Below are 23671 nucleotides of genomic sequence, written 5' to 3'. Positions count from 1 at the left end.
TCGAACGGTGAAGATCCTCAGCGTCGTCGGAGCCCGTCCTCAGTTCGTCAAGCTCGCCCCCATCGACCGCGCCGCTCGAGCTGCCGGCGTCGAGCACGTGATCGTGCATACCGGACAGCACTACGATCCAATGCTTTCAGACGTGTTCTTCTCGGAACTCGGGATTTCGGCGCCCGACGTGCATCTCGGCGTCGGCTCAGGAAGCCACGGTGTGCAGACCGGCGCCATGCTCTCCCAGCTCGACGCCGTGATCGAGACCCACGCGCCCGATTGGGTGCTGGTATATGGCGACACGAATTCGACCGTCGCGGCCGCTCTCAGCGCCGTGAAGCTGCACGTGCCCGTCGCCCACCTCGAGGCTGGTCTTCGATCGTTCAACAGGCGGATGCCGGAGGAGCACAACCGTGTTCTCACGGACCATGCGGCCGACCTGCTCCTGGCACCGACCGCGGTCGCCATGGAGCACCTCGCCAAGGAGGGGCTCGCCGACCGATCCGTGCTGGTGGGAGACGTGATGACGGATGTCCTTTACGCCACCAGGGATGAGATCGCCGGCGGGCCTTCGACGCTGGTCGCCGAACTCGGGCTGACCGAGGGCGCGTTCCAGATTGCAACCATCCACCGTGCAGAGAACACCGACGATCCCCTCCGGCTGGCTCAGATCGTCGAGGCTCTGGGCGCGCTGAGCACCCCCACAGTGCTGCTCGCGCATCCGCGGCTCGTCGCGCGGGCGGCGGAGTTCGGTGTGGAGCTCGAGCGGGGCAGCTTGCGCGTGCACCGACCGCTTGCCTACCAGGACCTCATCGCGGCCGTGCTGAGCAGCGGACATGTGGTCACCGACTCAGGCGGGCTGCAGAAGGAGGCGTTCCTGCTTCGCGTGCCGTGCACCACCGTGCGCACGGAGACGGAATGGGTCGAGACGGTCGAACTGGGGTGGAACGTCCTGGTGTCCGATCCTGCGGAGCTGTCGTCGGTCGTGTCACGACCGGCGCCCGCGGCGACTGACGCCGCCCCCTACGGCGACGGGTCCGCGGCTCGCCGCGTGATCGAGGTGCTCTCCGCCTGATCGTCGCGGGTGGAGGATTCGACGACGAGAGCGTCGTCCGCCGGGTCCTCCGCCATACCGGGGAGCGCGGTCGGATTGTTCCGAGAGCTGCGGATCCAGGTGACGGTCGCGGCGACCAGCATGCCGGCGGCGAGCATCCAGAAGATGAGGCCCGGCGTCGCGTACCTGAACTGGGTCGGCGTGCCGTTCGTGATGTTGTAGACGGCGGTGGCCGCGATCGCGCCGAGCAGCAGGTGGGACTCGAACCGACGCCAGAAGAGGATCATCCCTACGACGGCCAGGCAGATCAGCACAAGAAGCGACCGGTCGCCGCGGAGCATGGTGAGGACGTCCGCCCGGACGATGTCCAGGGCCATCCGTGGGACGTTGAGGAGTGCCTCGCCCAGGGTGTCGGCGCCTGCCTGCGCGAGGAACTGGTCGAGTTGCGAGAACGACGGGAAGACGAGCATCTGGATCACCTGGCATCCGACGGCCGCGATCCCGACGATGAGAGCGGGCCACATCAGCCTGCTGTTGCGCCGTTCGATGAGCGATCCGAGCACCCATGCGGAGATGAAGGCGCCGGCCATGATCAGTGTGGCCTGACGGGTGAACGCGGACAGCACCGTGACCCCGCCGATGGCGACCAGCAGCCAGGGGCGGCGGCGCTCCAGCCACCGCCACGTGAGCAGAAGTGCGAGGGCGGTGAAGAGCGCGGACAGCCCCTCGGTCAGCATGCCGGTTCCGATCGAGACCAGGAACAGTGAGGTGCTCACGAGAAGGCCGATGAGAAGGGCCACGAGCGTCCCGAACCGGCGGCGGAGCATGACCACCGCGATGATCAAGAACGCGAAGGTTGCCAGGAGCGGGACGACGGCGAGTCCGGCCGGCCCGAACAGGGCGATGAACGGTGCGCTCAGGGCGGGTAGCACCACCCGCGGCTGCACGAGCCCCCAGCCGAACAGATCGGAGACGGGCGGCACGTCGATGTTGCGCGGGGCGGCGTAGTCCACCGTCAGCTCTCTCGCTGCATCGGGATCGTTCCCGAGGAAGAGGTAGGCCATCGCGAGGTAGTACCTCGAGTCGGGATAGAACATCCGGTACCAGCGAACGTATGTCGCATACGTGAGCGCGAAGGTCGAGGCGAGGACCGCCCACATGAGCAGCGCGCTGCGGTGGCGCAGGAACCAAGAGAGCAGACGGGAAGGTGCCATAGCGCGACTCACGCTAGCACGCTGCTCACCTCGGAACGGTTCTTCGCGGCAGGCCACTCCGGGATAGCGTACTGGGATGACTGAGAGCATTCCCCGAACCCCCCGGCGTCATCGGGGGCTCGACGTCCTGCGCGTCGTTGCGATCGTCGGCGTCGTCAGCATCCACACGTTCGGCGCCCTGCGGACTTCGCCGGAGATCCAGGGTACGGCGTCGTGGTGGGTGGCAGTCGCGTTGAACGCCGGGTTCATCTGGGCGGTGCCGGTCTTTGTGATGATCAGCGGCGCCCTCCTGCTCGGGGAGCGTCCGCATCGGCACGGACCGATGGATTTCTACCGTCGTCGCCTCATGCGGCTGGCCCCGGCCTTCGTCTTCTGGCAGGTGTTCTACCTGATCGTCGTCCGTCAATGGCTGAGCGGTCTCCATGAAGGACCTGGCGCCATAGCCGCGCTCCTGCTGCGCGGTGAGCCGTACACTCACCTCTACTTCCTCTGGCTGATCGTCGGCCTTTACATCGTCTCCCCGGTTCTGCGCGCCTTCATGAGCGGCGGCGGGCGGCGGCGCGCGGTGATGCTCGCGGCCGGCGCTCTGTTGATCACCGTCCTCACCTACTCCAGCGCGGCTCTCCTCACCTGGGCCGGTCATCCGACCAGGCTCACCCTGCTCGCCCTGACGCAATGGGTGCCGTACGTCGGATATTTCGTGGCGGGCTACGCCCTGAGAGACGTGCGACTGAAGGGGGCTGCCCTTGCGGCGTGCGCAGGGGTCGTCATCCTCGCGCTGGCGTGGACAGTGTTCCAGGCCGGTGCCGTCCCACCCGGGTCGTTCGTCTCCGCGGCGCTGTCCCAGAGCTATCTCGGTCCCGTCACCGTGGTGCTCGCCATCGCCCTGTTCGTCGGGGTCAACAGTGTGTTCCGCAGTGAAGCGAGCGCCGGGCACGCGCGCATCCTGGTAACCCTGTCGGATGCAACCTTCGGAGTGTACCTCGTCCATTTCGTCCTGTTGATCCTGGTCCGCTCGCTTCCATGGTTCTCGACCGCCGCGACCACGTCGGTGGCGACGGGCACCCTCGTCTGGGTGATCGTCGTGGTGCTGTCCTTCGCGATCGTCATCCCGCTCCGGCGGGTCCCGTTCATCCGCAGACTGTTCTGATCCGGGCCGAGCGTGACTCGCTTCAGGTGCGTCCGCGTAGACTGGGCATCATGCGTATCGCTGTCGTGGCCCTCGGAAAGATCGGGCTTCCCCTCGCTGTCCAGTTCGCCTCCTCCGGTCACGACGTGATCGGCGTCGATGTCAATCAGAGGGCGGTCGACACGATCAATGCCGGGCGTGAGCCCTTCCCCGGTGAGGCCCACCTGCAAGAGAAGCTCGCGGAACTGATCCCGGCCGGCCGGCTGCGCGCGACGACCGACTATGCGGAGGCGATCCCCGGTGCGGACGCGGTGGTGCTGGTCGCGCCGGTGTTCGTGAACGACGAGACGTGGGAGCCGGATTTCAGGTACATGGACGCGGCGACGCGGTCGCTGGCCGAGCACCTGACCCCTGGCACGCTGGTGTCCTATGAGACGACGCTGCCTGTCGGCACGACCAGGACCCGGTGGAAGCCGATGCTGGAGGAGGGGTCGGGCCTCACCGAGGGCGTGGACTTCCACGTGGCCTACTCGCCCGAGCGGGTGCTCACCGGTCGCGTCTTCGAAGACCTCCGCAAGTACCCGAAGCTGATCGGCGCACTCTCAGACGAGGGCAACCGTCGCGCACGGGAGTTCTACGAAGCGGTGCTGCAGTTCGATGAGCGGCCCGACCTGCCTCGCCCGAACGGCGTGTGGGATCTGGGCTCGACCGAAGCATCGGAGATGGCGAAGCTTGCGGAGACGACATACCGTGACGTGAACATCGGTCTTGCGAACCAGTTCGGCCTGTTCGCCGCATCGCACGGGATCGACGTGTACAAGGTGATCGAGGCGTGCAACTCGCAGCCCTACAGCCACATCCACCGGCCAGGCATCGCCGTCGGCGGTCACTGCATCCCGGTATACCCGCGACTGTATCTGTCGACCGATCCTGACGCCGACATCGTGCGCGTCGCGCGTCAGTTGAATGCGTCCATGCCGGAGCGACTGGTGCAGCAGGCGGAGGGCATTCTGGGCGACCTCAGCGGTCTGCGCGCGGTCGTGCTCGGCGCCGCGTATCGTGGCGGAGTGAAGGAGACGGCGTTCTCGGGTGTCTTCCCGACGGTGGCAGCGCTGAAGGCGCGCGGCGCCGAGGTCGCCGTGCATGACCCGCTGTACACCGATGAGGAGCTTCGCGGCTTGGGCTTCGAGCCGTACGAGATCGGCGGCGCCGCCGATCTGGCGATCCTGCAGACCGACCACGCCGAGTACAGGAACCTCTCCCCGGCGCAGATCCCCGGGGTGAAGATGCTCGTCGACGGCCGCAACGCGTCCGATGCCGCGCTGTGGGCGGGCACACCGCGCATCGTCGTCGGCACCGCCGGTTGAGCCGAGCGATCCGCATCGCCGTCCCCGGCGCACTCGGGGCGGCGATGCGCGATTGCGATCAATCCTCTGAGCGGGAGTAGGCGGGGAACGTCGGAGTCGACGGTGTCGCCTGGATGTCGAGTTGCAGGGCGCTGATGAGCATCTGCGTACCTATCATCAGTGGCAACGCGGCGAGCATCACTGTCGCCGCGGTCGCCACCACCGACCCCGCGATCTGGAACATGACCCACACGCTGATGCCGATGCCGATGACGAAGAGCGTGAGGCCCGCGAACAGCAGCAGCGCGATGGGCGAGAACGACCAGAGCACGTACCGGTACCAGATGCGCGTCCAGTAGCCGACGGTGAGGCGGTTGAGGAGCTCCGGAATGACCTTGCCGAGTCGGATGCTGGAGACCTCGTCTCCGTACACTGCGGGAATGGGTACGTCTGTGGCAGGGATCTGCAGGATGTTCAGATGAATGAGCAGGTCGTTCTCGAAGCTGTATCGCTTCGCTACGCGATCGAGAGGAATCCTCGAGAGCACCTCCGTGCGCACGGCGGTGTACCCGTTCTGCGGGTCGAAGAGGTTCCAGTAACCCGAAGCCAGCTTCGTGAAGAACGACAGCACGATGTTGCCGAAGACTCGGTATCCGGGCATCCCGTGGAACGACTCGGGCGAGTAGAAGCGGTTCGCCTTCGCGAAGCCGTAACCGCCGTCCGTCACCTTGTCGAGCAGGGCGGGCAGGTATGCCGGATCCATCTGCGCGTCACCCGCCATCACAACGTTCACGTCGGAGCCGAGTTCCATGGCGGCCTTGTGCGCCGTGATGATCGCGCCGCCGACGCCTTGGTTGATCTCGTGACGGATGAGGGTGACCCGGGGGTCGTCGGCGCTGCGGACGACCTCGCTCGTCGCATCGGGGCTGCAGTCGTCGACGATCACGATATGGTCGACGAAGTCCGGCATCGTCTCGATGACCCTCGCGATCATCTTCTCTTCCTTGTAGGCCGGCACGACGGCGGCGATGACCGCATTCTTATACATCCGAACTCCGGGGTGCAGGGGTGGCGAACACCCAATAACGGTAGGCGAAATAGTTCCAGATCGTCGTGGCGACGACTGCTACGACCTTGCCCGCGAGCCAACCCGCTCCGGTGGTGTCCATCAGCCAGACGATGCCGGTGGTCGCGAGCGTGTTGAACACCACGAGAAGCGTGTAGCGGGCGACGCTCGGGACGACCTTGGACTCGGAGGCGAAGGCGATCAGTCGCTGGGTCGTGTAGGTGACCGCGAACGACGCCAGGAAGGCGAGCGGCGTCGCCACGGTCAGCGGCACGCCGAGCAGGTCGTGCGCCAACCAGAGAAGGCCGACATCGACCACGAAGCAGAATCCGCCCACCGCCAGATACCGGAACGCGCTGTGGCCCCACAGGGCTGACAGCAGTGGGACTGATCTCGGCACGCGTCTAGTCTCTCAGAGTCGGCGCCCAGGTCCGACTCCGCACCCCCGATACGATGGGAAGCATGGATCTCCTCGTAGTCGGGTCGGGCTTCTTCGGCCTCACCATCGCCGAGCGCGCCGCCGAAGCCGGCCGCAAAGTCACCGTCATCGATCGCCGTCACCACATCGGCGGCAACGCGTACAGCGAGGCGGAGCCGGAGACCGGGATCGAGGTGCACCGGTATGGCGCGCACCTGTTCCACACGTCGAACGCCACCGTGTGGGAGTACGTGAACCGCTTCACGACCTTCACGAACTACGTGCACCGGGTGTACACGACCCACAAGGGCGTCGTGTTCCCGATGCCGGTGAACCTGGGCACGATCAACCAGTTCTTCCAGGCCGCGTACACGCCTGACGAGGCGCGCGCGCTGGTCAAGGAGCAGGCGGGCGAGTTCGACGTCAAGACGGCGGCGAACTTCGAGGAGAAGGGCATCGCGCTCGTCGGCCGGCCGCTCTTCGAGGCGTTCTTCCGCGACTACACGGCCAAGCAGTGGCAGACCGACCCGCAGAAGCTGTCCGGCGACATCGTCAGCCGGCTCCCTGTGCGGTACACCTACGACAACCGCTACTTCAACGACACCTGGGAGGGCCTGCCCACCGACGGCTACACGGCCTGGCTGGAGCGCATGGCCGACCACCCCAACATCGAGGTGAAGCTGAACGTGGACTACTTCGACGAGTCCCAGCCGCTGAGCAAGAAGGCCACCGTCGGTCAGGTCCCGGTCGTCTACACGGGGCCGGTCGACCGCTACTTCGATTACGCGGAGGGCGCGCTCAGCTGGCGCACGCTCGATTTCGAGCAGGAGGTCCTGAACATGAAGGACTTCCAGGGCACCAGCGTCATGAACTATCCCGACATGAACGTGCCCTATACGCGCATCCACGAGTTCAAGCACTTCCACCCGGAGCGCAAGGACATCTACGACGGCGACAAGACCGTGATCATGCGGGAGTTCTCCCGCTTCGCGAACCGTGAGGACGAGCCGTACTACCCGGTGAACACCCCGACCGACCGCGAGGGCCTGTTGGCGTATCGCGAGCTCGCCAAGGGGGAGAAGGACGTCCACTTCGGCGGCCGCCTCGGCACCTACCAGTACCTCGACATGCACATGGCCATCGGCTCGGCGCTGTCGCTCTGGAACAACTCCCTCTCGTAGACTCGACACCGTGAGTCACGCTGCTGTCGGGGCGCCCGGGACGCCCCGGCGCTATCTGCATTCGCTGTGGCTGCTGTCCGCCCGGGACCTGAAGGTCCGCTACGCGACGAGCTTCCTCGGCTACCTGTGGTCGGTGCTCGACCCTCTCGTGATGAGCGCGATCTACTGGTTCGTGTTCACGCAGGTGTTCCACCGCACCGTGGGCGAGGAGCCCTACATCGTGTTCCTCATCGTCGCCCTGCTGCCGTGGGTGTGGTTCAACACCTCCGTCTCGGACTTCACCCGGGCTTTCCGCAAGGACTCGCGCCTCGTGCGCTCGACGGCGATCCCGCGGTCCATCTGGGTGAACCGCATCGTGCTCAGCAAGGGAATCGAGTTCCTGTTCTCGATGCCGGTCCTCGTGCTGTTCGCGGTCTTCAGCGGAGCGACGGTGAGCTGGTCGCTCCTGTGGTTCCCCGTCGCCGTCCTGCTGCAGGTCGTCCTGCTCGTCGGGCTGGGACTTCTGGTCGCGCCGCTCTGCGTGCTGTATACCGACCTCGAGCGCACCACGGCCCTGATCCTGCGTGCGCTCTTCTATGCGTCCCCGGTGATCTACAGCTTCGACGACCTTCCCGCGCCGTTCGACACGATCGGCGCCTTCAATCCGCTCGCAGGCATCTTCACCCTGTACCGCGTCGGATTCTTCCCTGAGCTCTGGAACCCCGTGCCCGTGCTGATCAGCGCGCTGATGTCCGTCGGCATCCTCTTCCTCGGGATGTGGACGTTCCGCGTGCTCGAGCGTCCCGTGCTGAAGGAGCTGTGATGGCCGCCGCGATCGAGGTGAAGGGGCTCGGCGTCCGCTTCCGCCGCAACCGCCGGGGGCGGCGGAGCTTCAAGGACCTTTTCGCAGGCGCCTCGCGGCGTTCGCGCCCGGGGGAGTTCTGGGCGCTGCGGGACGTGTCGTTCACCGTCGAACCTGGCGAGTCCATCGGAGTCGTCGGGCGCAACGGGCAGGGCAAGTCGACGCTGCTGCGGCTGGTGGCCGGCGTCCTCCTCGCCGATGAGGGGACCGTCGTGGTGAACGGCGGGGTGGCCCCGCTCATCGAGATCACCGGTGGCTTCGTCGGCGACCTCACCGTGCGCGAGAACGTGCGTCTGACCGCCGGTCTGCACGGCATGTCGCGTGACGAGGTCTCCCGCCGCTACGACGACATCATCTCCTTCGCGGAACTCGCCGGGTTCGAGGAGACGCCGTACAAGCATCTCTCCAACGGCATGAAGGTGCGTCTCGCGTTCTCCGTCGTCTCGCAGCTCGACGAGCCGATCCTCCTCGTCGACGAGGTCCTGGCGGTGGGCGACAAGGCGTTCAGGGACAAGTGCTACAAGCGCATCGACGAGCTCCTCGCCGAGGGGCGCACGCTGTTCTTCGTCAGCCACAACGAGAGGGATCTGCGCCGCTTCTGCACGCGCGGACTGTACCTCGACAAGGGCGGTCTGGTGATGGACGCTCCGATCAAGGACGTGCTCGCCCGGTACAACGCCGATCACACGGCGTAGGTTCAGAGCCCGACGAGCGAACGCACGTTCTGAAGCGACGACCTTGCGGCGTCGAGCGCCTCGGCCGTCCCCGAGCCGGATGAGAGCGCGGATCGCAGGTCGACGAGCGTCTGCGCATACGCGGCGACGCCGTCGCGCCACTGCGCGCTGATGGAGGAGGGCGCCTGAGCATCAGCGAGGCGCTGGGCATCCTCGCGGAGGGTGTCGACGACGGGGAGCGCATCCTGGTTGCTGTTCGCGGCGATGATGTCCAGCCCGTAGGGCGCGTCGTCCAACCACCCGCTGACCTGATCGCGGAACGCGGGAAGCCCGGGATCGACGGGGGGCGGCGACGTGACGACCGGAACGGGGGTGGGAGTCGCGGATGGCGACGGGGTGGCCGTCGGTGCCGCGGAAGGTGAAGGGGTCGGCGAGCTCGTGGCTTCGGGGCGCGGATCGGGTTCGCGCGGGATGAGGAAGAACAGCAGCACCACGGCGGTGACGAGAACCCCGGCGAGAAGCCCCGCGATCAGCCAGGCACGGCCTCGCCGCTTCGGCGCCGGCGGGAGAGGAGCCCAGCGCAGCTCCGGCTGCTGCTCGCTCATCCTCACGCCTCCAGGGGTGCCATCGGCTGCCAGGACCGGTCGCGGCTGAGGCGTCCGCCCTCCTTCAGCCCGCGGAACAGGTTGCTCGTCCCCCGGATCGTGCGCTCCACGAACACGAGCCGGATCAGCTCCTTCGCGAACGTCATCGACGTGCCCAGTCCGAAGAGCACCGGGTTGTAGACGCCGTGCACACGGTAGTACTTCTTGATGTATGCGCGGTTGCGCATGATGTAGAAGCGATAGGCGTTGCTCGACGCGTTCATGTGGCGGATGCCCATATCCCACTGCCGGATCTCGCGCGTGCGCCGCAGCACGAACTCGTCGACGATCACCGCGGTGGTCTTGCGCGAGGCCAGCCAGCCGTACATCTGGTCGTCCCAGTAGATGAAGAAGCGGGGGTCGGGCAGGCCGATCTGCTTGACGATCGAGCGGTGGATGAACATGCCCTCGAAGCATCCGCTGTTCATCTCCTTGAAGCCGGACGAGTCGAAGCCCGACGGCGCGAAGGGGATCGGGATGCCCATGCGCTCGGCGATCCGGTACTGCCAGTAGAACTCGCTGCCGTCGTAGTCGTAGCGGCGGCCCTGGATGCTCTTGAAGCGCGGCGCCCACTTGCCCATCTTCGCCAGCCCGTCGGGGATCACCTCGACGTCGTCATCCATCATCCAGATCCACTCGGAGCCGAGCTCGTAGGCGGTCCGCATGCCCTCGCTGAAGCCGCCCGAGCCGCCGGTGTTCGTCTCCAGCCGCCGATAGACGATCTCGGTTCCGATCCTGGACCGGAAGGACTCGACGACCTCGGTGGTGTCGTCCGAGGAGGCGTTGTCGACGATCACGACGTGCCCTGGCTTCGGCTCCATCGCAGTGATGCTCTCGAGGAGGCCCGTGAGGAGGTGAGACCGATTGAACGTGACGATGACGATCGTCGCCGATGCCGGATCGAATGCAGCGGGCGCCGCGGTCATGCCTTCTCCTCGAAGATCTTCTGCCAGGACTGGGGTGAGACGAGCTCGGGGAGCGCGTCACGGTACTGCTTCTGCAGTTCAGGCCAGCGTCGTCGCAACTCGGCGTGCAGGCGCACCGTCTCGCGCAGCATCCGGCGGTACTTCGCCCTGTCCCGGGTGTAGATGTTCTTCCCGGAACCGTCGGCGGCGCTCACGAGTGCGCTGTCGAACTCGGGGACGCGCCACCAGTGCGCGTCGTCCTTGCCGAACTCGACCTCAGGCTGGCGGATGTTCGCCCCGTGCGGCTTGTGCAGCCAGTGCGACAGCAGGGTGGACAGCGTGAACCAGCGCAGGCGCAGGCCCGTCGGGTTGTCCAGGTCGTTCTTCGACAGCTGCTTGTAGACCTGCCTGCCGCGCCGGGCGTGCAGGACCGTCGACGGATCCCGGTGGACGACGGTCTCGGGGTACTCGGCTGCGAGCGCCCGCGCAGCCGGCATGGCGGTCGCGAGGTTCGCCCGCATGTGGTCCGGACCGGACAGCACGTCGCGCAGCGCCCGCGCCCGCAGCGCCACCGGGTAGTACTGCATCATCATGAGGTGCTTGAGGTCGACGCGACGGCTGTGGGTGAGGAGGCGCCCGCCCCGTGGCGCGTTCGAGTGCAGCAGGCCGGCGACGATGCGGTTGCGGGCGTGGAAGTAGGCCTGCCAGTCGATCGTGTCGTCCTTGTTCACCCAGGAGACGTGCCAGAGCGCGACGCCCGGCACCGACACCGTGGGGAAGCCGGCCTCTCGGGCGCGTAGGCAGAACTCGGCGTCGTCCCACTTGAGGAAGGCGGGGAGGGAGAGGCCGACCTTGCGGATCGCGTCGAGCGGGATGAGGCACATCCACCATCCGTTGTAGTCGGCATCCATCCGCATGTGCAGCAGGGTCGACTGGCGCAGGTTGGCGACGCCGAAATCGTGCGGCATCTTCTCCTGATACAGATTGCGCCACATGAAAGGGGCCTCGTCGATGACCTCGGCCCAGCCGTGCAGCTTCGGGCGGTCCAGAAGATCGAACATGTGCCCGCCGACGAGCACCGGAGTGGTCGCATACTGTCCGAACACGATCGAGCGTCGAAGTGACTCCGGCTCGATGCGGACGTCGTCGTCGAGCAGCTGTACGAAGTCGCTCTCCGAGCGCTGGAGGGTCTCGTGCATTGCGCGTGCGAAGCCACCGGAGCCTCCGAGGTTCGCCTGGCGGATGACTTGGAGCGTCTCGCCCAGTCGTTCGGCGACGTCTGAGAAGCCATCCTGCTCCGCCACGAGCTGCGTGCCCTGATCCACGAGGAAGATGCGGTCCACGAACTCGAGCGCATCCGGTGACGCTGCCAGCGCCTGCAGCGTCTCCACGCAGTAGTCGGGCTTGTTGTACGTCGTGATGCCCAGCGACGCCTTGCCCGAGCGTGCCGGCTCTTGCTCGGTCGTCCATTCTGCACCTTCGAGGACCGCATGCTTCTCGTCCGCGACGACGTCGAACCAGATCCAGCCGCCGTCGCTGTACTGCGTGAGGTCCAGATCGAACGATGTCGACGCATCCCCTGTGACCTCCTGAGTCGCGATCCGCTGCCGCACGCCGGAGCCGTTGGACCGGTACACCAGGAGGGTCGCGGGGCCAGAGGTTCGAACCGTGAGACGGATCTCGCGGACGCTCGTCCAGTGCTGCCAGTACGACGCGGGGAACGCGTTGAAGTAGGTGCCGAGCGACACGCGGCGGCCGGCGACGATGCGGGCGCGGTGACGCCCGAGGATGTTGCCGAGGTGCGCGCGGCTGGAGACGCGGACGGGCTCGTCCTCGATCACCGACCAGGTCTCGGGGTCTGCGTACAACGGCAGAAGGTCGGGGTCACGATCGAGCGGGAAGACGACGTTCTGTAGGACGTAAGCCACGGGATGGATCTCCGGAGTTTGTTGCCGCACGCTGCCTTCGACGACAGGCGCTGGACACGACGAGCAGAGATCAGCCTACCCTCCGCCGCCTTCGGATCAGCGGGGAACGGGCGGTGAACGCACGGATCGGTGCTCGCAGTCCGCAGTCGTCACGCTTCCCGGCCCAGCGTCGGGATCACGCCCGTGTGCGCGGCGTCGATGCTCTCCCGCCAGGAGCGGGACTGCCCGGCGCGCAGCGCGCACAGCACGAGCATGAACCAGCCGGCGCCCACCAGGGTGAAGCTCTCGAACATCGAGTCGACGGCGAGCGTGACGAGCATCAGCGGCGTCCACGCATAGACCACCGACCGGCGCACGCTCGCGACGAGCCAGGAGCGCACGGTCGCCACACCGCCGAGCAGGAGGAACAGGACGAGTCCCGCAGCGCCGAGCTGCAGCAGCACGTCGAAGTAGGCGTTCAGTGCGCTCTGGTGGTGGTCGTCGAGCTGGAAGTTGATGTACGTGAACGGATACTCGCCGCGGGCCCAGGGGCCGAACCATCCCCAGCCCTGGATGGGCTTGATCGCGACGAAGTCGAGGATCATGTTCCACAGCGTCGCCCGGATCGAGAAGTCGGAGCCGGCGTCCAGGAGCGCGATGATCGGATGCCGCAGCGCGAAGGCGGCGCTCAGCGCCAAGGCGACGAGGATGCCGAGCGTCCACTGCACGATGTTCCGCCGCTCGGCCGGAGCGTGGCGGACGATCGTCAGCGCAACGGCGACGACCCCCACGGCGAGGGCGAGCACCAGCACGGTGGGGGAGGAGGACAGGAACGCGAGCAGGGTGGCGAGTGCGATCGACGGCACCGCGAGCTGCGCGGTGACCGACTGCGAACGCCATTCGATCACGAAGGTGATGATGGCGATCACGACCACGAAGCCCAGCATGTTCCGGCTGCCGAAGATGCCCTGCACCGGGCCTCCGAGGGCGAGATTCCCCTGGATGCCGAGGAACGTGAAGGGCACGTCGAGGAGGATCCCGGAGAGGATCTCCAAGCCGAGGGACACCGACAGCAGCGCACGGAGGGCGTCGCCGAGTGCCCTGACGGTCTGCAGGGTGTCGCGGATGTGGCCCACGACGATCGCGAGGAACGCGAAGCCGAGGAGGGACAGCCATCCGAAGAGAGAGTCGGACTTGTCGGTCGTCCAGACCAGGCTGATCGCGGCCCACACGAGGAACGCCAGGAGCGAGGAGGGGGCGATGCGCAGCAGCGAGAGCTCCTCGCGGCGCACCCACAGGATGGCGGCGCCCAGCAGGCACAGCACCGCCACGATCGTCGCGAGGGTGACCGGCGACGTCATCCGCTCGATCGTGAACGACGCGAACACGGTCGTGAGGACCGCGATCGTGAAGGCGCGCGCCATCTCCGCGGAGCCGAGCAGCGGGGCGAGGCGGCGAGTCGGCGTCACGGAACCCGCCGCGCTCTCTCGCCGCGCTCGATCACGCGCTCCCGCTCGCCGACGCCGACCAGCGGGATCGCCTTGATCTTGAACGAGAGCATCACCAGCAGCATCCATCCCCAGAGCATGATCGGCGTGGATTCGGTGAGCCCTTGAACGAGCAACACGATCGTGAACAGGCTCGGCAGCAGCGTGATCGGCGAGTAGTCCCTGTCCGCCTTCAGATCCCACCGCGGGCGGTCCACCGCGAAGAACCAGGAGCGCCACAGCAGGCTGAGGAAGGCGATGGCGACGAGGAGCAGGCCGACGATGCCGAGCTGCATCATCACGTCGAACCACATGTTGTGCGCGTGGAACACCGTGATGCCGTGGTCGACGATCCAGCCGTCGAAGGCGGGGTCGGCGGGGATCCAGGGGCTCGCGAATCCGTTGCCGAGCACCGGATGCTCCGCCCAGCGGCCGAGGACCTTCTCCCAGATCTTGTCGCTCCGGCCCGTGAGGTCGGCATCGCGACCGAGGAGGGCGAACAGGGGCTTCTGCAGGAGCCAGAAGGCGACGACAGCCAGCACGGTGCCGCCGATGAAGAGCGCGTAGAGCCGCGTGCGCCCGCCGGGCTTCGTGGTGCGTCGCATCAGGAGGGCCACGACGAGCACGACGGCGGCAGCCGCCGCGCACACGTACGCGGTCGCGGAGGACGCGCGGAACAGGAAGTATGCCGCCAGCAGCATCCACAGCGCCAGCGTCACCCGCCAGCGGGCGCGCGTGGCGAACAGCACGCCGAAGGTGATGATCGCGAACAGGCTGATGATCGCCAGCACGTTGGCGTTGCCGACGATCCCCTGGATGCGCCCGCCGTCCAGGAGGTTTCCGCGCACCCAGTACCACTGCGGGTCGACCTCGCCCTCGGGGCGCCGGAAGAAGTTCGGCAGGATCGGGCCGCGCACGACCAGTGCGACCCAGAGCTCGAGTGCGAGCGAGAGGCCGAGGATCCACTTGAACGCGGAGGACAGGGCGCGCACGATCTCGTGCCAGGTGAGGACCTGGACGACGAACAGCGCGTTGACGGTGACCGTGGCGAGGAGCACCCAGGTGACGAGGGTGGTCCCGCGCCACTGCGACCAGGCGACGGAGATCAGCGCGAGCACGGTGTAGGCGATCGCCGCCCAGGGCAGACGGCGCCACGGGAACGGCTGGGGGCGTCGCTGCGCGAGGAGGGGGATGCCGATGGCGAGGGTGGCGAGGACGAAGATCAGCAGCGTCGCGGCCGCGCCGAGCTCGCCGAGGAGGTTGTAGACGGCGGAGTGCGCGAAGGTGGCGACGAGGACCAGGATGATGTATCCGCGCAGCAGAAGGTGCCCCGTCGACTCGCGCTCCGGCGCGGCGGGCGGGGCGGACACCGGGTGCTTCGTGTACTGCGCCATCGCGTTCAGGCTACAGCGCCGGGCCGGGGGTGCGCCTGAGCGCCGCCGCGTCCTCCGCAGGTGCGGGCGGCTGTCCTACGCTGGTGCTCATGCTGCTGAGCCTGACGAACGTGCCGCGCCCCTGGGCGTGGGGATCCCGCACCCTCCTCGCCGAGCTCGAAGGGCGGGTGCCGTCCGGCGCCCCGGAGGCCGAGGTGTGGTTCGGCGATCACCACGCCGATCCCTCCGATGTCGCAGGCGACGGCACGCTCGACCGCGTCACCGGCGGTGCTCTGCCCTACCTGCTGAAGCTGCTGGCCGCCGACGAGCCCCTCTCGATCCAGGTGCACCCGACGCTCGAGCAGGCGCGAGCCGGCTGGGCGCGCGAGGGCGGGCTCGACGCCGACGACCCGCGACGCAACTACCGTGACGACAATCACAAGCCCGAGCTCCTGGTGGTGCTCAGCGAGACCTTCGAGTCGCTGAGCGGGCTGCGTCCGCTGGACCGGACGCGGGAGCTGCTCTCGCTGCTGGGTGACGGCGCCGGTGTGTCCGCGCTCCGCGACCGCCTGGGCGGGGAGGGCGACGCGCTGCGCCGGACCCTCGCCTGGGTGCTCGGCGAGGCGCCGCAGAGCGAGATCGATCAGATCATCTCCGCGGCCCGCGCCGCGGCACACAGTGAGACGGGGGAGTGGGCGCCCACCCTGCGCGCGATCGACCGTGTGGCGGATGTGCACCCCGGAGACGCCGGCGTCGTCGTCGCACTGCTGATGAACCACCTCGTGCTGCACCGCGGAGAGGGTCTCTTCCTGCGCGCCGGTCTCCTGCACGCCTACCTCCGCGGACTGGGGGTCGAGATCATGGCTGCGAGCGACAACGTGCTCCGCGGCGGCCTCACCCCGAAGCACATCGACGTCCCCGAGCTGCTCGCCGTCGTCGACACGCAGCCGGGCGATGTCCCGGTACTGCGGCCGGAGGAGGATGCCGCGATCGCCGAGTACCCGGTCCCCGTGCCCGATTTCGCGCTGCGCCGGGTCTCCCTCTCCGGCGCACCCGTGACGCTTCCGGTCACCGGACCCACCATGGTGCTCGCCACGGCAGGGCGGGTCGCGGTCGGCGGCTCGGGTGCGGACGAGCGGGAGGTGCCCGTGGGCACCGCCGTCTTCGCGACCGCCGACGAGGGCGCGGTGACGATCACCGGCCGTGGTGAGGCCTTCATCGCGACCCCCGGGCGCTGACAGGTCCGTCGCTCCCGTCTCCGCGACACGCCGAGAGGTCGTCAAGAACTTTCAAGAGCGGCTTGAGGGTTTACGATCCGCGACTTGACCGATCGGAATGACACGGGTGTAATTAGTGGAGCACGGCCCGCCGGGGGGCGGAGACAGGGTTGGGAGATCGAGATGACGGGATACCGTTCCGACGTACCGGAGAACTGGTTCGTCGATCCGATCAACCTCGGTGTTCCCGGGGTGCGGAAGGTCGAGACCGACGACGACAACGCGCTCGCCTGGCAGAGCGATGCTCTGTGCGCGCAGACCGATCCGGAGGCCTTCTTCCCCGAGAAGGGCGGCTCCACGCGCGACGCGAAGCGGATCTGCACCTCCTGCGACGTCCGCGGCGAATGCCTCGAGTACGCGCTCAACAACGATGAGCGCTTCGGCATCTGGGGCGGTCTCTCGGAGCGCGAGCGCCGCAAGCTCAAGCGCCGCGCGGGCTGAGCCCCACCGGAACGCCGAGCCCGCGATTGCTCGTCCGAGGGACGGACGGCTTCGGGGCCACGCCGGGTCCACTGACCCCGCGCTCGCCGCGACCCGCTTAGGCTGACCACGTCATGCCAGCCCGAGTCCATGCCATCATCGTCGCGCGCCCCGGATCCTCCGCCCGCGCGCAACTGCTCCGCACGCTGGACGCGCTGCGCTCCCAGACCACTCCGGCCGCCGCCATCACGCTCGTGATCTGCGGCGACGCGGTGACCGCCCGCGAGAGTCCGGCCGTCGCGGCCTCCGTCGAGGGCATCATCGAGGCGCGCAGCGGCACGTCTTTCGCCGAGGCGGTGGAACTCGCCAGGCCCCGGGTCGGGGACGGGAGCTCCGTCTGGCTGCTCGCGCACGACACCGTCCCGCATCCGCGGGCCCTGGAGCGGCTGGTCGGCACACTGGAGCGCTCGCCTTCCGCGGCGATCGCCGCCCCGAAGCTCGTGCAGACGGACAGCCAGCGCGAGATCGTCTCGCTCGGCGTGAGCATGACCGCGCTGGGCCGATCGGTGGAGCTGGCAGCGGGCGAGCTCGACCAGGGGCAGCATGACGGCCGGGACGACGCTCTCGGAGCCGACATCCGCGGATTGCTCATCCGGAGCGAGGTCCGCGACGCGCTGCGCCCGGATCCGGCGCTGAAGGGCGCCGACGAAGGCCTCGATCTCGGTGTGCGTGCGCGCCTGGGCGGCGGTCGCGTGGTGCTCACCCCTGCGGCTCGCGTCTCCGTGAGCCCCGACGGCCCGGCGGCGCTGCCGTCCGGTCGCACCCGCCGCGCCTACGTCACCAGGGTGGCGCAGCTGCATCGGCGGCTCGCGTATGCCCCGGCCCCGGCCCTCCCGCTGCACTGGCTCACCCTGCTTCCGCTGGCGCTGTGGCGCTCGGTCACCCACCTCGTCGGCAAGCGCCCTGAGGCCGTGGCTCCCGAGTGGGGAGCCGCGCTGACGGCCATGGCGCGATTCGGGGCCATCGCGCGCTCGCGCCGCGGCATCCGCTCGTTCCGGACGTCGACCTGGGCGAGCATCGCGCCCCTGCGCGTCAGCAGAGCGGACCTCCGTCGCCGGCTGGACGACGGACACGGCAGCGAACGAGGCGCCGTCAGCGAACTGCGCTTCTTCTCCGGCGGCGGCGCCTGGGCCGTGCTCGCGGCGCTCGTGGTCGGCATCGGCGCGTTCACCACGCTGCTGGCGTGGCCGGTCCTCGGAGGGGGAGCGCTGCTCCCGCTGCGCAGGACGGTGACCGCGCTGTGGGCGGACGCCTCCTGGGGAGTCCGCGGGCTCGGCGTCGACGTCGTCGGACCGGCCGACCCGTTCGCCGGTGTGCTGGCGGTGCTCGGATCGCTCTCGCCCGCCGCGCCCTCCTTCTCTCTCGTGCTGCTGTGGATCCTCGCGCTGCCCCTCGCCGTGCTCGGCGGCTGGTTCGCCGCGACCCGGGTCACCGACCGGTCGGGGCTGCGGATCTTCGCCGGCGTCGTCTGGGCGCTCGCCCCCTCGTTCCTCACCGCGCTCGTCGACGGACGGCCCGCCGCGGTGCTGGTGCACCTGTTTCTCCCGTGGCTGTTCCACGCCGCCGTCGTCGCACACCGCTCCTGGGGCGCCTCCGGCGCGGCATCCGTCCTGTTCGCCGCCGTCGCGGCATGCGCGCCCTCGCTGGCCCCCGCGATGATCGTGCTCTGGGTGGTCGCCCTCGGGATCACCCTCTCGGGTGCCCGCTTCCGCGGGGCCGTCCGCCTGCTCTGGCTCCCTGTGCCCGCTGTGGCGCTCTTCGCCCCGCTCGTGATCTGGCAGCTCCGGCACGGCAGCCTGGTGGCGCTCCTCGGCGACCCCGGCCTCATCTGGGCCGGACCCCAGGCGACAGCGGATGCCGCGGGGCGGCTCGCGCTCGCGACCGGGTTCCCCACCGCCGACCTCGCCGGTTGGATCGGCTTCGCCGGTGAGCCGCTCGGCGGCTGGGCGGGCGTCCTGCTCGCCCCCCTCGCGATCCTCGCGCTCGCCGCCGCGGTCGCGCCGCGCTGGCGCGCCGGGATCACCCTGCTCGGCGTCGCGCTGAGCGGCATCGCCACCGCATTCCTCGCGGTCGGGATCACGGTGTCCTTCGCCCAGGGCGTCCCCGTCCCGATCTGGCCGGGCGCCGGGCTCAGCCTCGCCTGGGTCGGTCTGCTCGGCGCCGCGCTGGTGACGCTCGACACCGCGATCACCCTGCCTCGCCTGCGGCTGGCATCCGCGCTCGTCGCCGCCCTCGCCGTCGCGGTGTGCGCCGTCCCTGCACTCACCGCGTTCCACTTCGACAGGTCGGCCCTGCGGAACGGCCCCTCCTCGACCCTCCCGGCGTACGTGGCCGCGCAGGCCGGCTACGAAGATCCGGTCGGCACGCTCGTGCTCACTCCCCAGGACGACGGAGGACTGGCTGCGGAGGTCGTCTGGGGCACCAGCGAGACGCTCAGCGCGCAGGCGACCATGCTCTCCACCGCCACGGCGCCCCAGGGCTCAGACATCACGACGCTCGCGGTCGACCTGATGTCCGCACGCGACTTCGACGCGGTCGCGGAACTCGGCGAACAGGGTATCGGCTACGTCCTGCTCGCCGAGCGCGAGGACGAGGCGGATCGGGCCCGATCCCTGCGCACCTCGGCGATCACCGCGATCGACCAGCGCACCGGCTTCGTGCAGGCGGGCAACACCGATCGCGGCGTGCTGTGGCGTCTCGAGTCGGAGGCCGCCGACCGGCCTGCCCTGTCCGCGGGGGAGCAGGCGACCGCCCGGCTGGTGGCCACCGTCCAGCTGCTGCTGCTCTTCGCCGCACTCCTGCTCGCCGTCCCGACGCGGTCGTCACGGCGGGCCGCCAGGGCGACGTCCCGCATCGTCGGGCGCGCTCCGGAGGAGCCCCTGGTACTGCCGGGGCGCGCGGAGGACGCGCACGACGAGGAGCCGGCTGCGGGAACGCCGGAAGCCGCGGAGGAGACCCCCACGGGCGACGTCGGCGAGCCCTCGAGCGATCCGGACGAGCCGGCGCAGGAACCGGAGCTCGAAGGGGCGATGCCCGCACGCGAGGAGGACCGACGATGAGCGGCAACCGGGCGATCCGGGTCGCGGCGACCAGTGCACGCCTGCTCACCGGAGCCGCGGTCGCGGCCGCGTGCGTGATCGGGGTGATCGCAGGGATCGCGCTCCCGTGGCCGGCCGTCGTGCACGAACCGGCCCAGGTCGACGTCACGCCCCTTCCCGGCGACACCGTGGTGGTCTGCAACGGGGACTTCCGCGCGCTCGGCCGCGACCCCTCGAACCCGCAGCAGATGGTGTCGGCGGGCTCGCCCCGCCTCACCGCCGGAGGCGCCGAAGGGGACCCGGAGAGCACGGCGCTCTCCGCCGGCGATCTCGTCGGCGCCGGCGAGCTCCCGCGTCTGACCGCGGTCGCCGAGGGACGCGCGGCGCCGCTGCTCGGCGCCACCGAATCCATCGATCTCGATCTTCCCGACCTGTCCGGCTTCGCCGCAGCACCGTGCCGCGAGGCGGGCACGGAGTCCTGGCTGATGGGGGGCAGCGTGACGACCGGCGCGGAGGACGTCGTCATCCTGACGAACCCCGGCGAGGTGCCGTCCACCGTGACGCTCACCGTGTTCGGGACGGTGCGCGGCACGAGCACCGCGATCGTCCCGGCCGGCACCCAGATCGCGCTCCCGCTCTCGTCGATCGCGGCGGGTGCGGAGGCGCCTGTCGTCAAGGTGACCGCGACGGGAGCGCCGGTCCGCGCCGTGCTGCAGTCCTCGCTGACGCGCACCCTCGACCCGGTGGGGATCGATCTGCAGGACGGGGTCGCCGGTCCGCAGCGGCATCCGGTGATCCCCGGGGTCGAGATGTTCCAGAGCGACGGCGACGACGCCGCGAGCGGCGTGCTGCGCCTGCTGTCACCGGATGCCGACACGGAGGCCGTCGTCACAGTGCGCGGGGTGGGGGAGTCGAGCGTGGCCGACGAGTTCCCGGTCCCGCTCACCGCCGCCGAGCCCGTCGAGGTCTCGCTGTCGTCGCTCGATCCGGGGACGTACACGGTGGAGGTCGCGGCGGAGTCGCCGCTGCTCGCCGGCGTCAGGGTTCAGGACGGCGGAGGGCCGGACAGCGACTTCGCATGGACGCTCCCTGCCCCGGAGTTCGAAGAGGAGACGCTCGTCGCGGTGCCGCGCGGACCGGACGCGCGACTGGTCCTCTCCAACGGGGAGGAGAACGACGTGACCGTCGTCCTCGGGCTCCCCGGAGTCGACGGAGGACAGGAGGTCACGGTTCCGGCCGGTTCCTCCGCTGCCGTCGACGTCGCTCCTCGGACGGTCTACGCTCTGCGCACCACCGGGCCGGTGCACGCCGCAGTGGTCATGTACGCGCCGGGCGCCCTGGCGACCTGGCCGGTGTGGCCGTCGGCCGGACCTGAGCGGAGCATCACGGTCTACCCGTGAGACCCGGTGCGGGCTCGTGCGCCGACCCCGGGGTCAGTGGTCGTGGCCGAGATCCCAGGGCTCGCGCCCCACGTACTCGGCCGCTGCCCGGAACACGGCGCTCTCGATGGCCATCCGCCGATGGGCGCCGTCATCGTGGCCGGGAGGGAGCAGTCTCTCGATCGGCAGCCGGAACAGCACGATCCGGCGATTCTCGCGGTCGAGGTGCCATCTCGGGACCTCGTCCGAGGCCGTGGACGACGGCATCGCGCCGATCTCGAACCGCACCTCCTGCAGCTCGGGCCAGGTCCCGCGGAGGAACTCCACCGCGGTGCCGACGGTGAGGTCGAACCGGTCGATGCGGCCCTCCAGCGGCGCCAGCGGCGGTCTCACCACCTCGCTGCGGCCGAGGCGGCCGTGCCGCCCGTGACGTGCGCCGCGACGGGCGGGACTGGCGCTGGCGGCGCGGCGACGAGGCATGCGGAAAGTCTAAGCGCTGCCGGTGCGCGGGAGCGCGGCGCGGCTCCCGCGTCTCGCGTCGGCGCGGACGTACCCTGACGGAGATGGACGGAAGACTCTGCTCGAAGGTCGGCTGCGCGCGTGAGGCCGTGGCGACGCTCACCTACGACTACGGCGACCAGATGGCGGCTCTGGGGCCGCTCGGCATCGCGCATCATCCGCACGCGCACGATCTGTGCGCGCCGCACGCGGACAGGCTCTCCGTGCCCGCCGGCTGGCTCGTCGTCCGTCACGAGGCCCTCCGCGCCTGAACCGACATCTGCACGGCGCCTCCGATGCGGGATGGAAGAATGGGAGGATGCCTGAGCTCGAGTTCCGCGTCGCCGATCTGTCCCTCGCCGAATCCGGCCGCCACCAGCTCCGCCTCGCGGAGAACGAGATGCCGGGGCTCATGGCCCTTCGCGCCGAGTTCGGTGCGGCGCAGCCGCTGAAGGGGGCTCGCATCGCCGGATCCCTGCACATGACGGTGCAGACCGCGGTGCTCATCGAGACGCTCACGGCGCTCGGCGCCGAGGTGCGCTGGGCGAGCTGCAACATCTTCTCCACGCAGGACGAGGCTGCGGCCGCCGTCGTCGTCGGCCCGCACGGCACCGTCGACGCGCCGGCCGGCGTCCCGGTGTTCGCGTGGAAGGGAGAGAGCCTCGAGGAGTACTGGGAGTGCACCGAGCGCATCTTCGACTGGTCGGCGGAGGGCTTCGACGGTCCGAACCTGATCCTCGACGACGGCGGGGACGCCACCCTCCTGGTGCACAAGGGCGTCGAGTTCGAGAAGGCCGGCGCCGTCCCGGACGCCTCCGCGGGCGACGCCCACGAGTACACGATCATCCTCGACGTGCTGCGCCGCTCTCTGGCGGAGTCGCCCGACCGCTGGACGAAGGTCGCCGCCGGACTCATCGGCGTCACAGAGGAGACCACGACCGGTGTGCACCGCCTGTACGAGCTCGCCGCTGCCGGTGACCTGCTGTTCCCGGCGATCAACGTCAACGACTCCGTGACGAAGAGCAAGTTCGACAACAAGTACGGCATCCGTCACTCGCTGCCCGACGGGCTCAACCGCGCGACCGACGTGCTGATGGGCGGCAAGGTCGCGTTCGTCTGCGGCTACGGCGACGTCGGCAAGGGCGCGGCCGAGGCCCTCCGCGGCCAGGGTGCGCGGGTGATCGTCAGCGAGGTCGACCCGATCTGCGCGCTGCAGGCCGCGATGGACGGCTTCCAGGTCTCCCGCCTCGTGGACGTGGCCGGCGAGGTCGACATCGTCGTCACGGGAACCGGCAACCGCGACGTCGTCACGACCGAGCATCTTCTCGCCCTCAAGCACCTCGCGATCGTCGCGAACGTCGGCCACTTCGACAACGAGATCGACATGGCCGGACTCGAAGGCCTGGAGGGCGCCGAGAAGGTCGAGATCAAGCCGCAGGTGCACGAGTGGCGCCTGCCGAACGGCCGCAGCGTGCTCGTGCTCAGCGAGGGACGCCTGATGAACCTCGGCAACGCGACCGGTCACCCGTCTTTCGTGATGAGCGCGTCGTTCACCAACCAGGTGCTCGCCCAGCTCGAGCTGTTCACGAACATCGAGGCCTACCCGACGGGCGTCTACACGCTGCCGAAGGCCCTGGACGAGAAGGTGGCGCGCCTGCACCTCGACGCGCTCGGCGTGAAGCTCACCGAGCTCACCGCAGACCAGGCCGCGTACATCGGCGTCCCGGTCGAGGGGCCGTACAAGCTCGAGCACTACCGCTACTGAGGCG

21 protein-coding genes are annotated in these 23671 nt (G+C 69.1%); 12 read left to right on the top strand and 9 right to left on the bottom strand.

Going from position 1 to position 23671, the window contains the following annotated elements:
• Positions 1 to 7 precede the first annotated feature (7 nt).
• Positions 8 to 1066 (top strand): non-hydrolyzing UDP-N-acetylglucosamine 2-epimerase, encoded by a 1059-nt coding sequence (wecB, locus tag G6G98_RS04690; protein WP_164233525.1) that lies wholly within the window; start codon positions 8 to 10, stop codon positions 1064 to 1066.
• Here wecB and G6G98_RS04685 read toward each other — a convergent pair.
• The gene (locus G6G98_RS04685; protein ID WP_164233527.1) at positions 1015 to 2259 is read right to left on the bottom strand and encodes a glycosyltransferase family 39 protein; all 1245 of its coding nucleotides are present in this window, start codon (positions 2257 to 2259) and stop codon (positions 1015 to 1017) included. The two genes, wecB and G6G98_RS04685, sit on opposite strands and share 52 nt — an antisense overlap.
• Before the next feature lie 76 nt (positions 2260 to 2335).
• Between G6G98_RS04685 and G6G98_RS04680 the strand changes: the two genes are divergently transcribed.
• Together G6G98_RS04680 and G6G98_RS04675 are read left to right on the top strand one after the other, a co-directional pair.
• A complete protein-coding gene (locus tag G6G98_RS04680) occupies positions 2336 to 3409 on the top strand; it encodes an acyltransferase (RefSeq protein WP_164233530.1) in 1074 nt (357 codons plus the stop codon).
• 50 nt (positions 3410 to 3459) lie between these two features.
• The gene (locus tag G6G98_RS04675; protein ID WP_164233533.1) at positions 3460 to 4755 is read left to right on the top strand and encodes a nucleotide sugar dehydrogenase; all 1296 of its coding nucleotides are present in this window, start codon (positions 3460 to 3462) and stop codon (positions 4753 to 4755) included.
• A gap of 58 nt (positions 4756 to 4813) precedes the next feature.
• On the opposite strand, the gene G6G98_RS04670 is transcribed toward G6G98_RS04675, so the two are convergent.
• Positions 4814 to 5782, bottom strand: coding sequence for a glycosyltransferase family 2 protein (locus G6G98_RS04670; RefSeq protein ID WP_164233536.1), 969 nt, complete (start codon positions 5780 to 5782; stop codon positions 4814 to 4816).
• Positions 5775 to 6200 (bottom strand): GtrA family protein, encoded by a 426-nt coding sequence (locus G6G98_RS04665; RefSeq protein ID WP_164233538.1) that lies wholly within the window; start codon positions 6198 to 6200, stop codon positions 5775 to 5777. Before G6G98_RS04665 ends, G6G98_RS04670 begins: the two co-directional genes overlap by 8 nt.
• Positions 6201 to 6262: 62 nt before the next feature.
• Between G6G98_RS04665 and glf the strand changes: the two genes are divergently transcribed.
• The 3 genes from glf to G6G98_RS04650 are packed head-to-tail and all read left to right on the top strand — an operon-like array spanning position 6263 to position 8935.
• Positions 6263 to 7399: a UDP-galactopyranose mutase gene (gene glf, locus G6G98_RS04660; protein ID WP_164233540.1), complete on the top strand. Its 1137-nt coding sequence runs from the start codon at positions 6263 to 6265 to the stop codon at positions 7397 to 7399.
• A gap of 10 nt (positions 7400 to 7409) precedes the next feature.
• Positions 7410 to 8201 (top strand): ABC transporter permease, encoded by a 792-nt coding sequence (locus tag G6G98_RS04655; RefSeq protein ID WP_067350615.1) that lies wholly within the window; start codon positions 7410 to 7412, stop codon positions 8199 to 8201.
• Complete coding sequence (locus G6G98_RS04650) at positions 8201 to 8935, top strand: ABC transporter ATP-binding protein (RefSeq protein WP_164233542.1); 735 nt, start codon at positions 8201 to 8203, stop codon at positions 8933 to 8935. Before G6G98_RS04655 ends, G6G98_RS04650 begins: the two co-directional genes overlap by 1 nt.
• Before the next feature lie 2 nt (positions 8936 to 8937).
• On the opposite strand, the gene G6G98_RS04645 is transcribed toward G6G98_RS04650, so the two are convergent.
• From G6G98_RS04645 to G6G98_RS04625, 5 genes are all read right to left on the bottom strand, one after another.
• Positions 8938 to 9519 (bottom strand): hypothetical protein, encoded by a 582-nt coding sequence (locus G6G98_RS04645; protein ID WP_243842002.1) that lies wholly within the window; start codon positions 9517 to 9519, stop codon positions 8938 to 8940.
• A 2-nt stretch (positions 9520 to 9521) separates the two neighbouring features.
• Positions 9522 to 10484, bottom strand: coding sequence for a glycosyltransferase family 2 protein (locus G6G98_RS04640; RefSeq protein ID WP_164233546.1), 963 nt, complete (start codon positions 10482 to 10484; stop codon positions 9522 to 9524).
• Positions 10481 to 12391, bottom strand: coding sequence for a glycosyltransferase (locus G6G98_RS04635; RefSeq protein ID WP_164233548.1), 1911 nt, complete (start codon positions 12389 to 12391; stop codon positions 10481 to 10483). Before G6G98_RS04635 ends, G6G98_RS04640 begins: the two co-directional genes overlap by 4 nt.
• A 149-nt stretch (positions 12392 to 12540) precedes the next feature.
• On the bottom strand, positions 12541 to 13839 hold the full coding sequence (locus tag G6G98_RS04630; RefSeq protein WP_164233550.1) for an O-antigen ligase family protein: 1299 nt from the start codon (positions 13837 to 13839) through the stop codon (positions 12541 to 12543).
• Positions 13836 to 15251, bottom strand: coding sequence for an O-antigen ligase family protein (locus tag G6G98_RS04625; protein WP_164233552.1), 1416 nt, complete (start codon positions 15249 to 15251; stop codon positions 13836 to 13838). Before G6G98_RS04625 ends, G6G98_RS04630 begins: the two co-directional genes overlap by 4 nt.
• Positions 15252 to 15340: 89 nt before the next feature.
• On the opposite strand from G6G98_RS04625, the gene manA reads away from it, so the two are divergent.
• From manA to G6G98_RS04605, 4 genes are all read left to right on the top strand, one after another.
• A complete protein-coding gene (gene manA, locus G6G98_RS04620; protein ID WP_164233554.1) occupies positions 15341 to 16468 on the top strand; it encodes a mannose-6-phosphate isomerase, class I in 1128 nt (375 codons plus the stop codon).
• A gap of 162 nt (positions 16469 to 16630) precedes the next feature.
• Positions 16631 to 16948 (top strand): WhiB family transcriptional regulator, encoded by a 318-nt coding sequence (locus G6G98_RS04615; RefSeq protein WP_084788236.1) that lies wholly within the window; start codon positions 16631 to 16633, stop codon positions 16946 to 16948.
• 113 nt (positions 16949 to 17061) lie between these two features.
• Complete coding sequence (locus tag G6G98_RS04610) at positions 17062 to 20046, top strand: glycosyltransferase (RefSeq protein WP_164233555.1); 2985 nt, start codon at positions 17062 to 17064, stop codon at positions 20044 to 20046.
• Positions 20043 to 21425 carry a DUF5719 family protein gene (locus G6G98_RS04605; RefSeq protein WP_164233557.1) on the top strand — a complete coding sequence of 461 codons (1383 nt, stop codon included), beginning with the start codon at positions 20043 to 20045 and terminating at the stop codon, positions 21423 to 21425. Before G6G98_RS04610 ends, G6G98_RS04605 begins: the two co-directional genes overlap by 4 nt.
• Before the next feature lie 33 nt (positions 21426 to 21458).
• Here G6G98_RS04605 and G6G98_RS04600 read toward each other — a convergent pair whose 3' ends face one another.
• Positions 21459 to 21884 (bottom strand): hypothetical protein, encoded by a 426-nt coding sequence (locus G6G98_RS04600; RefSeq protein WP_243842001.1) that lies wholly within the window; start codon positions 21882 to 21884, stop codon positions 21459 to 21461.
• Between the two features lie 83 nt (positions 21885 to 21967).
• On the opposite strand from G6G98_RS04600, the gene G6G98_RS04595 reads away from it, so the two are divergent.
• Positions 21968 to 22174 carry a DUF3499 family protein gene (locus G6G98_RS04595; protein WP_067350641.1) on the top strand — a complete coding sequence of 69 codons (207 nt, stop codon included), beginning with the start codon at positions 21968 to 21970 and terminating at the stop codon, positions 22172 to 22174.
• Positions 22175 to 22221: 47 nt separating this feature from the next.
• The gene (gene ahcY, locus G6G98_RS04590) at positions 22222 to 23667 is read left to right on the top strand and encodes an adenosylhomocysteinase (RefSeq protein ID WP_164233559.1); all 1446 of its coding nucleotides are present in this window, start codon (positions 22222 to 22224) and stop codon (positions 23665 to 23667) included.
• Positions 23668 to 23671: the final 4 nt, after the last annotated feature.

Source organism: Microbacterium hydrocarbonoxydans, from assembly GCF_011752045.1.
GTDB lineage: Bacteria > Actinomycetota > Actinomycetes > Actinomycetales > Microbacteriaceae > Microbacterium.
Note: the sequence above shows the minus strand (reverse complement) of the source record. Positions and strands in the feature narration are given on the sequence as shown.

Bases quoted from the DNA above. Each gene is read 5' to 3' on its own strand.
- manA (WP_164233554.1), top strand. From the start codon at position 15,341: ATGCTGCTGAGCCTGACGAACGTGCCGCGCCCCTGGGCGTGGGGATCC.
- G6G98_RS04595 (WP_067350641.1), top strand. From the start codon at position 21,968: ATGGACGGAAGACTCTGCTCGAAGGTCGGCTGCGCGCGTGAGGCCGTG.
- G6G98_RS04615 (WP_084788236.1), top strand. From the start codon at position 16,631: ATGACGGGATACCGTTCCGACGTACCGGAGAACTGGTTCGTCGATCCG.
- glf (WP_164233540.1), top strand. From the start codon at position 6,263: ATGGATCTCCTCGTAGTCGGGTCGGGCTTCTTCGGCCTCACCATCGCC.
- G6G98_RS04640 (WP_164233546.1), bottom strand. From the start codon at position 10,484: ATGACCGCGGCGCCCGCTGCATTCGATCCGGCATCGGCGACGATCGTC.
- G6G98_RS04675 (WP_164233533.1), top strand. From the start codon at position 3,460: ATGCGTATCGCTGTCGTGGCCCTCGGAAAGATCGGGCTTCCCCTCGCT.
- G6G98_RS04670 (WP_164233536.1), bottom strand. From the start codon at position 5,782: ATGTATAAGAATGCGGTCATCGCCGCCGTCGTGCCGGCCTACAAGGAA.
- G6G98_RS04650 (WP_164233542.1), top strand. From the start codon at position 8,201: ATGGCCGCCGCGATCGAGGTGAAGGGGCTCGGCGTCCGCTTCCGCCGC.
- G6G98_RS04610 (WP_164233555.1), top strand. From the start codon at position 17,062: ATGCCAGCCCGAGTCCATGCCATCATCGTCGCGCGCCCCGGATCCTCC.
- G6G98_RS04685 (WP_164233527.1), bottom strand. From the start codon at position 2,259: ATGGCACCTTCCCGTCTGCTCTCTTGGTTCCTGCGCCACCGCAGCGCG.
- G6G98_RS04605 (WP_164233557.1), top strand. From the start codon at position 20,043: ATGAGCGGCAACCGGGCGATCCGGGTCGCGGCGACCAGTGCACGCCTG.
- G6G98_RS04625 (WP_164233552.1), bottom strand. From the start codon at position 15,251: ATGGCGCAGTACACGAAGCACCCGGTGTCCGCCCCGCCCGCCGCGCCG.
- G6G98_RS04600 (WP_243842001.1), bottom strand. From the start codon at position 21,884: ATGCCTCGTCGCCGCGCCGCCAGCGCCAGTCCCGCCCGTCGCGGCGCA.
- ahcY (WP_164233559.1), top strand. From the start codon at position 22,222: ATGCCTGAGCTCGAGTTCCGCGTCGCCGATCTGTCCCTCGCCGAATCC.
- G6G98_RS04680 (WP_164233530.1), top strand. From the start codon at position 2,336: ATGACTGAGAGCATTCCCCGAACCCCCCGGCGTCATCGGGGGCTCGAC.
- G6G98_RS04645 (WP_243842002.1), bottom strand. From the start codon at position 9,519: ATGAGCGAGCAGCAGCCGGAGCTGCGCTGGGCTCCTCTCCCGCCGGCG.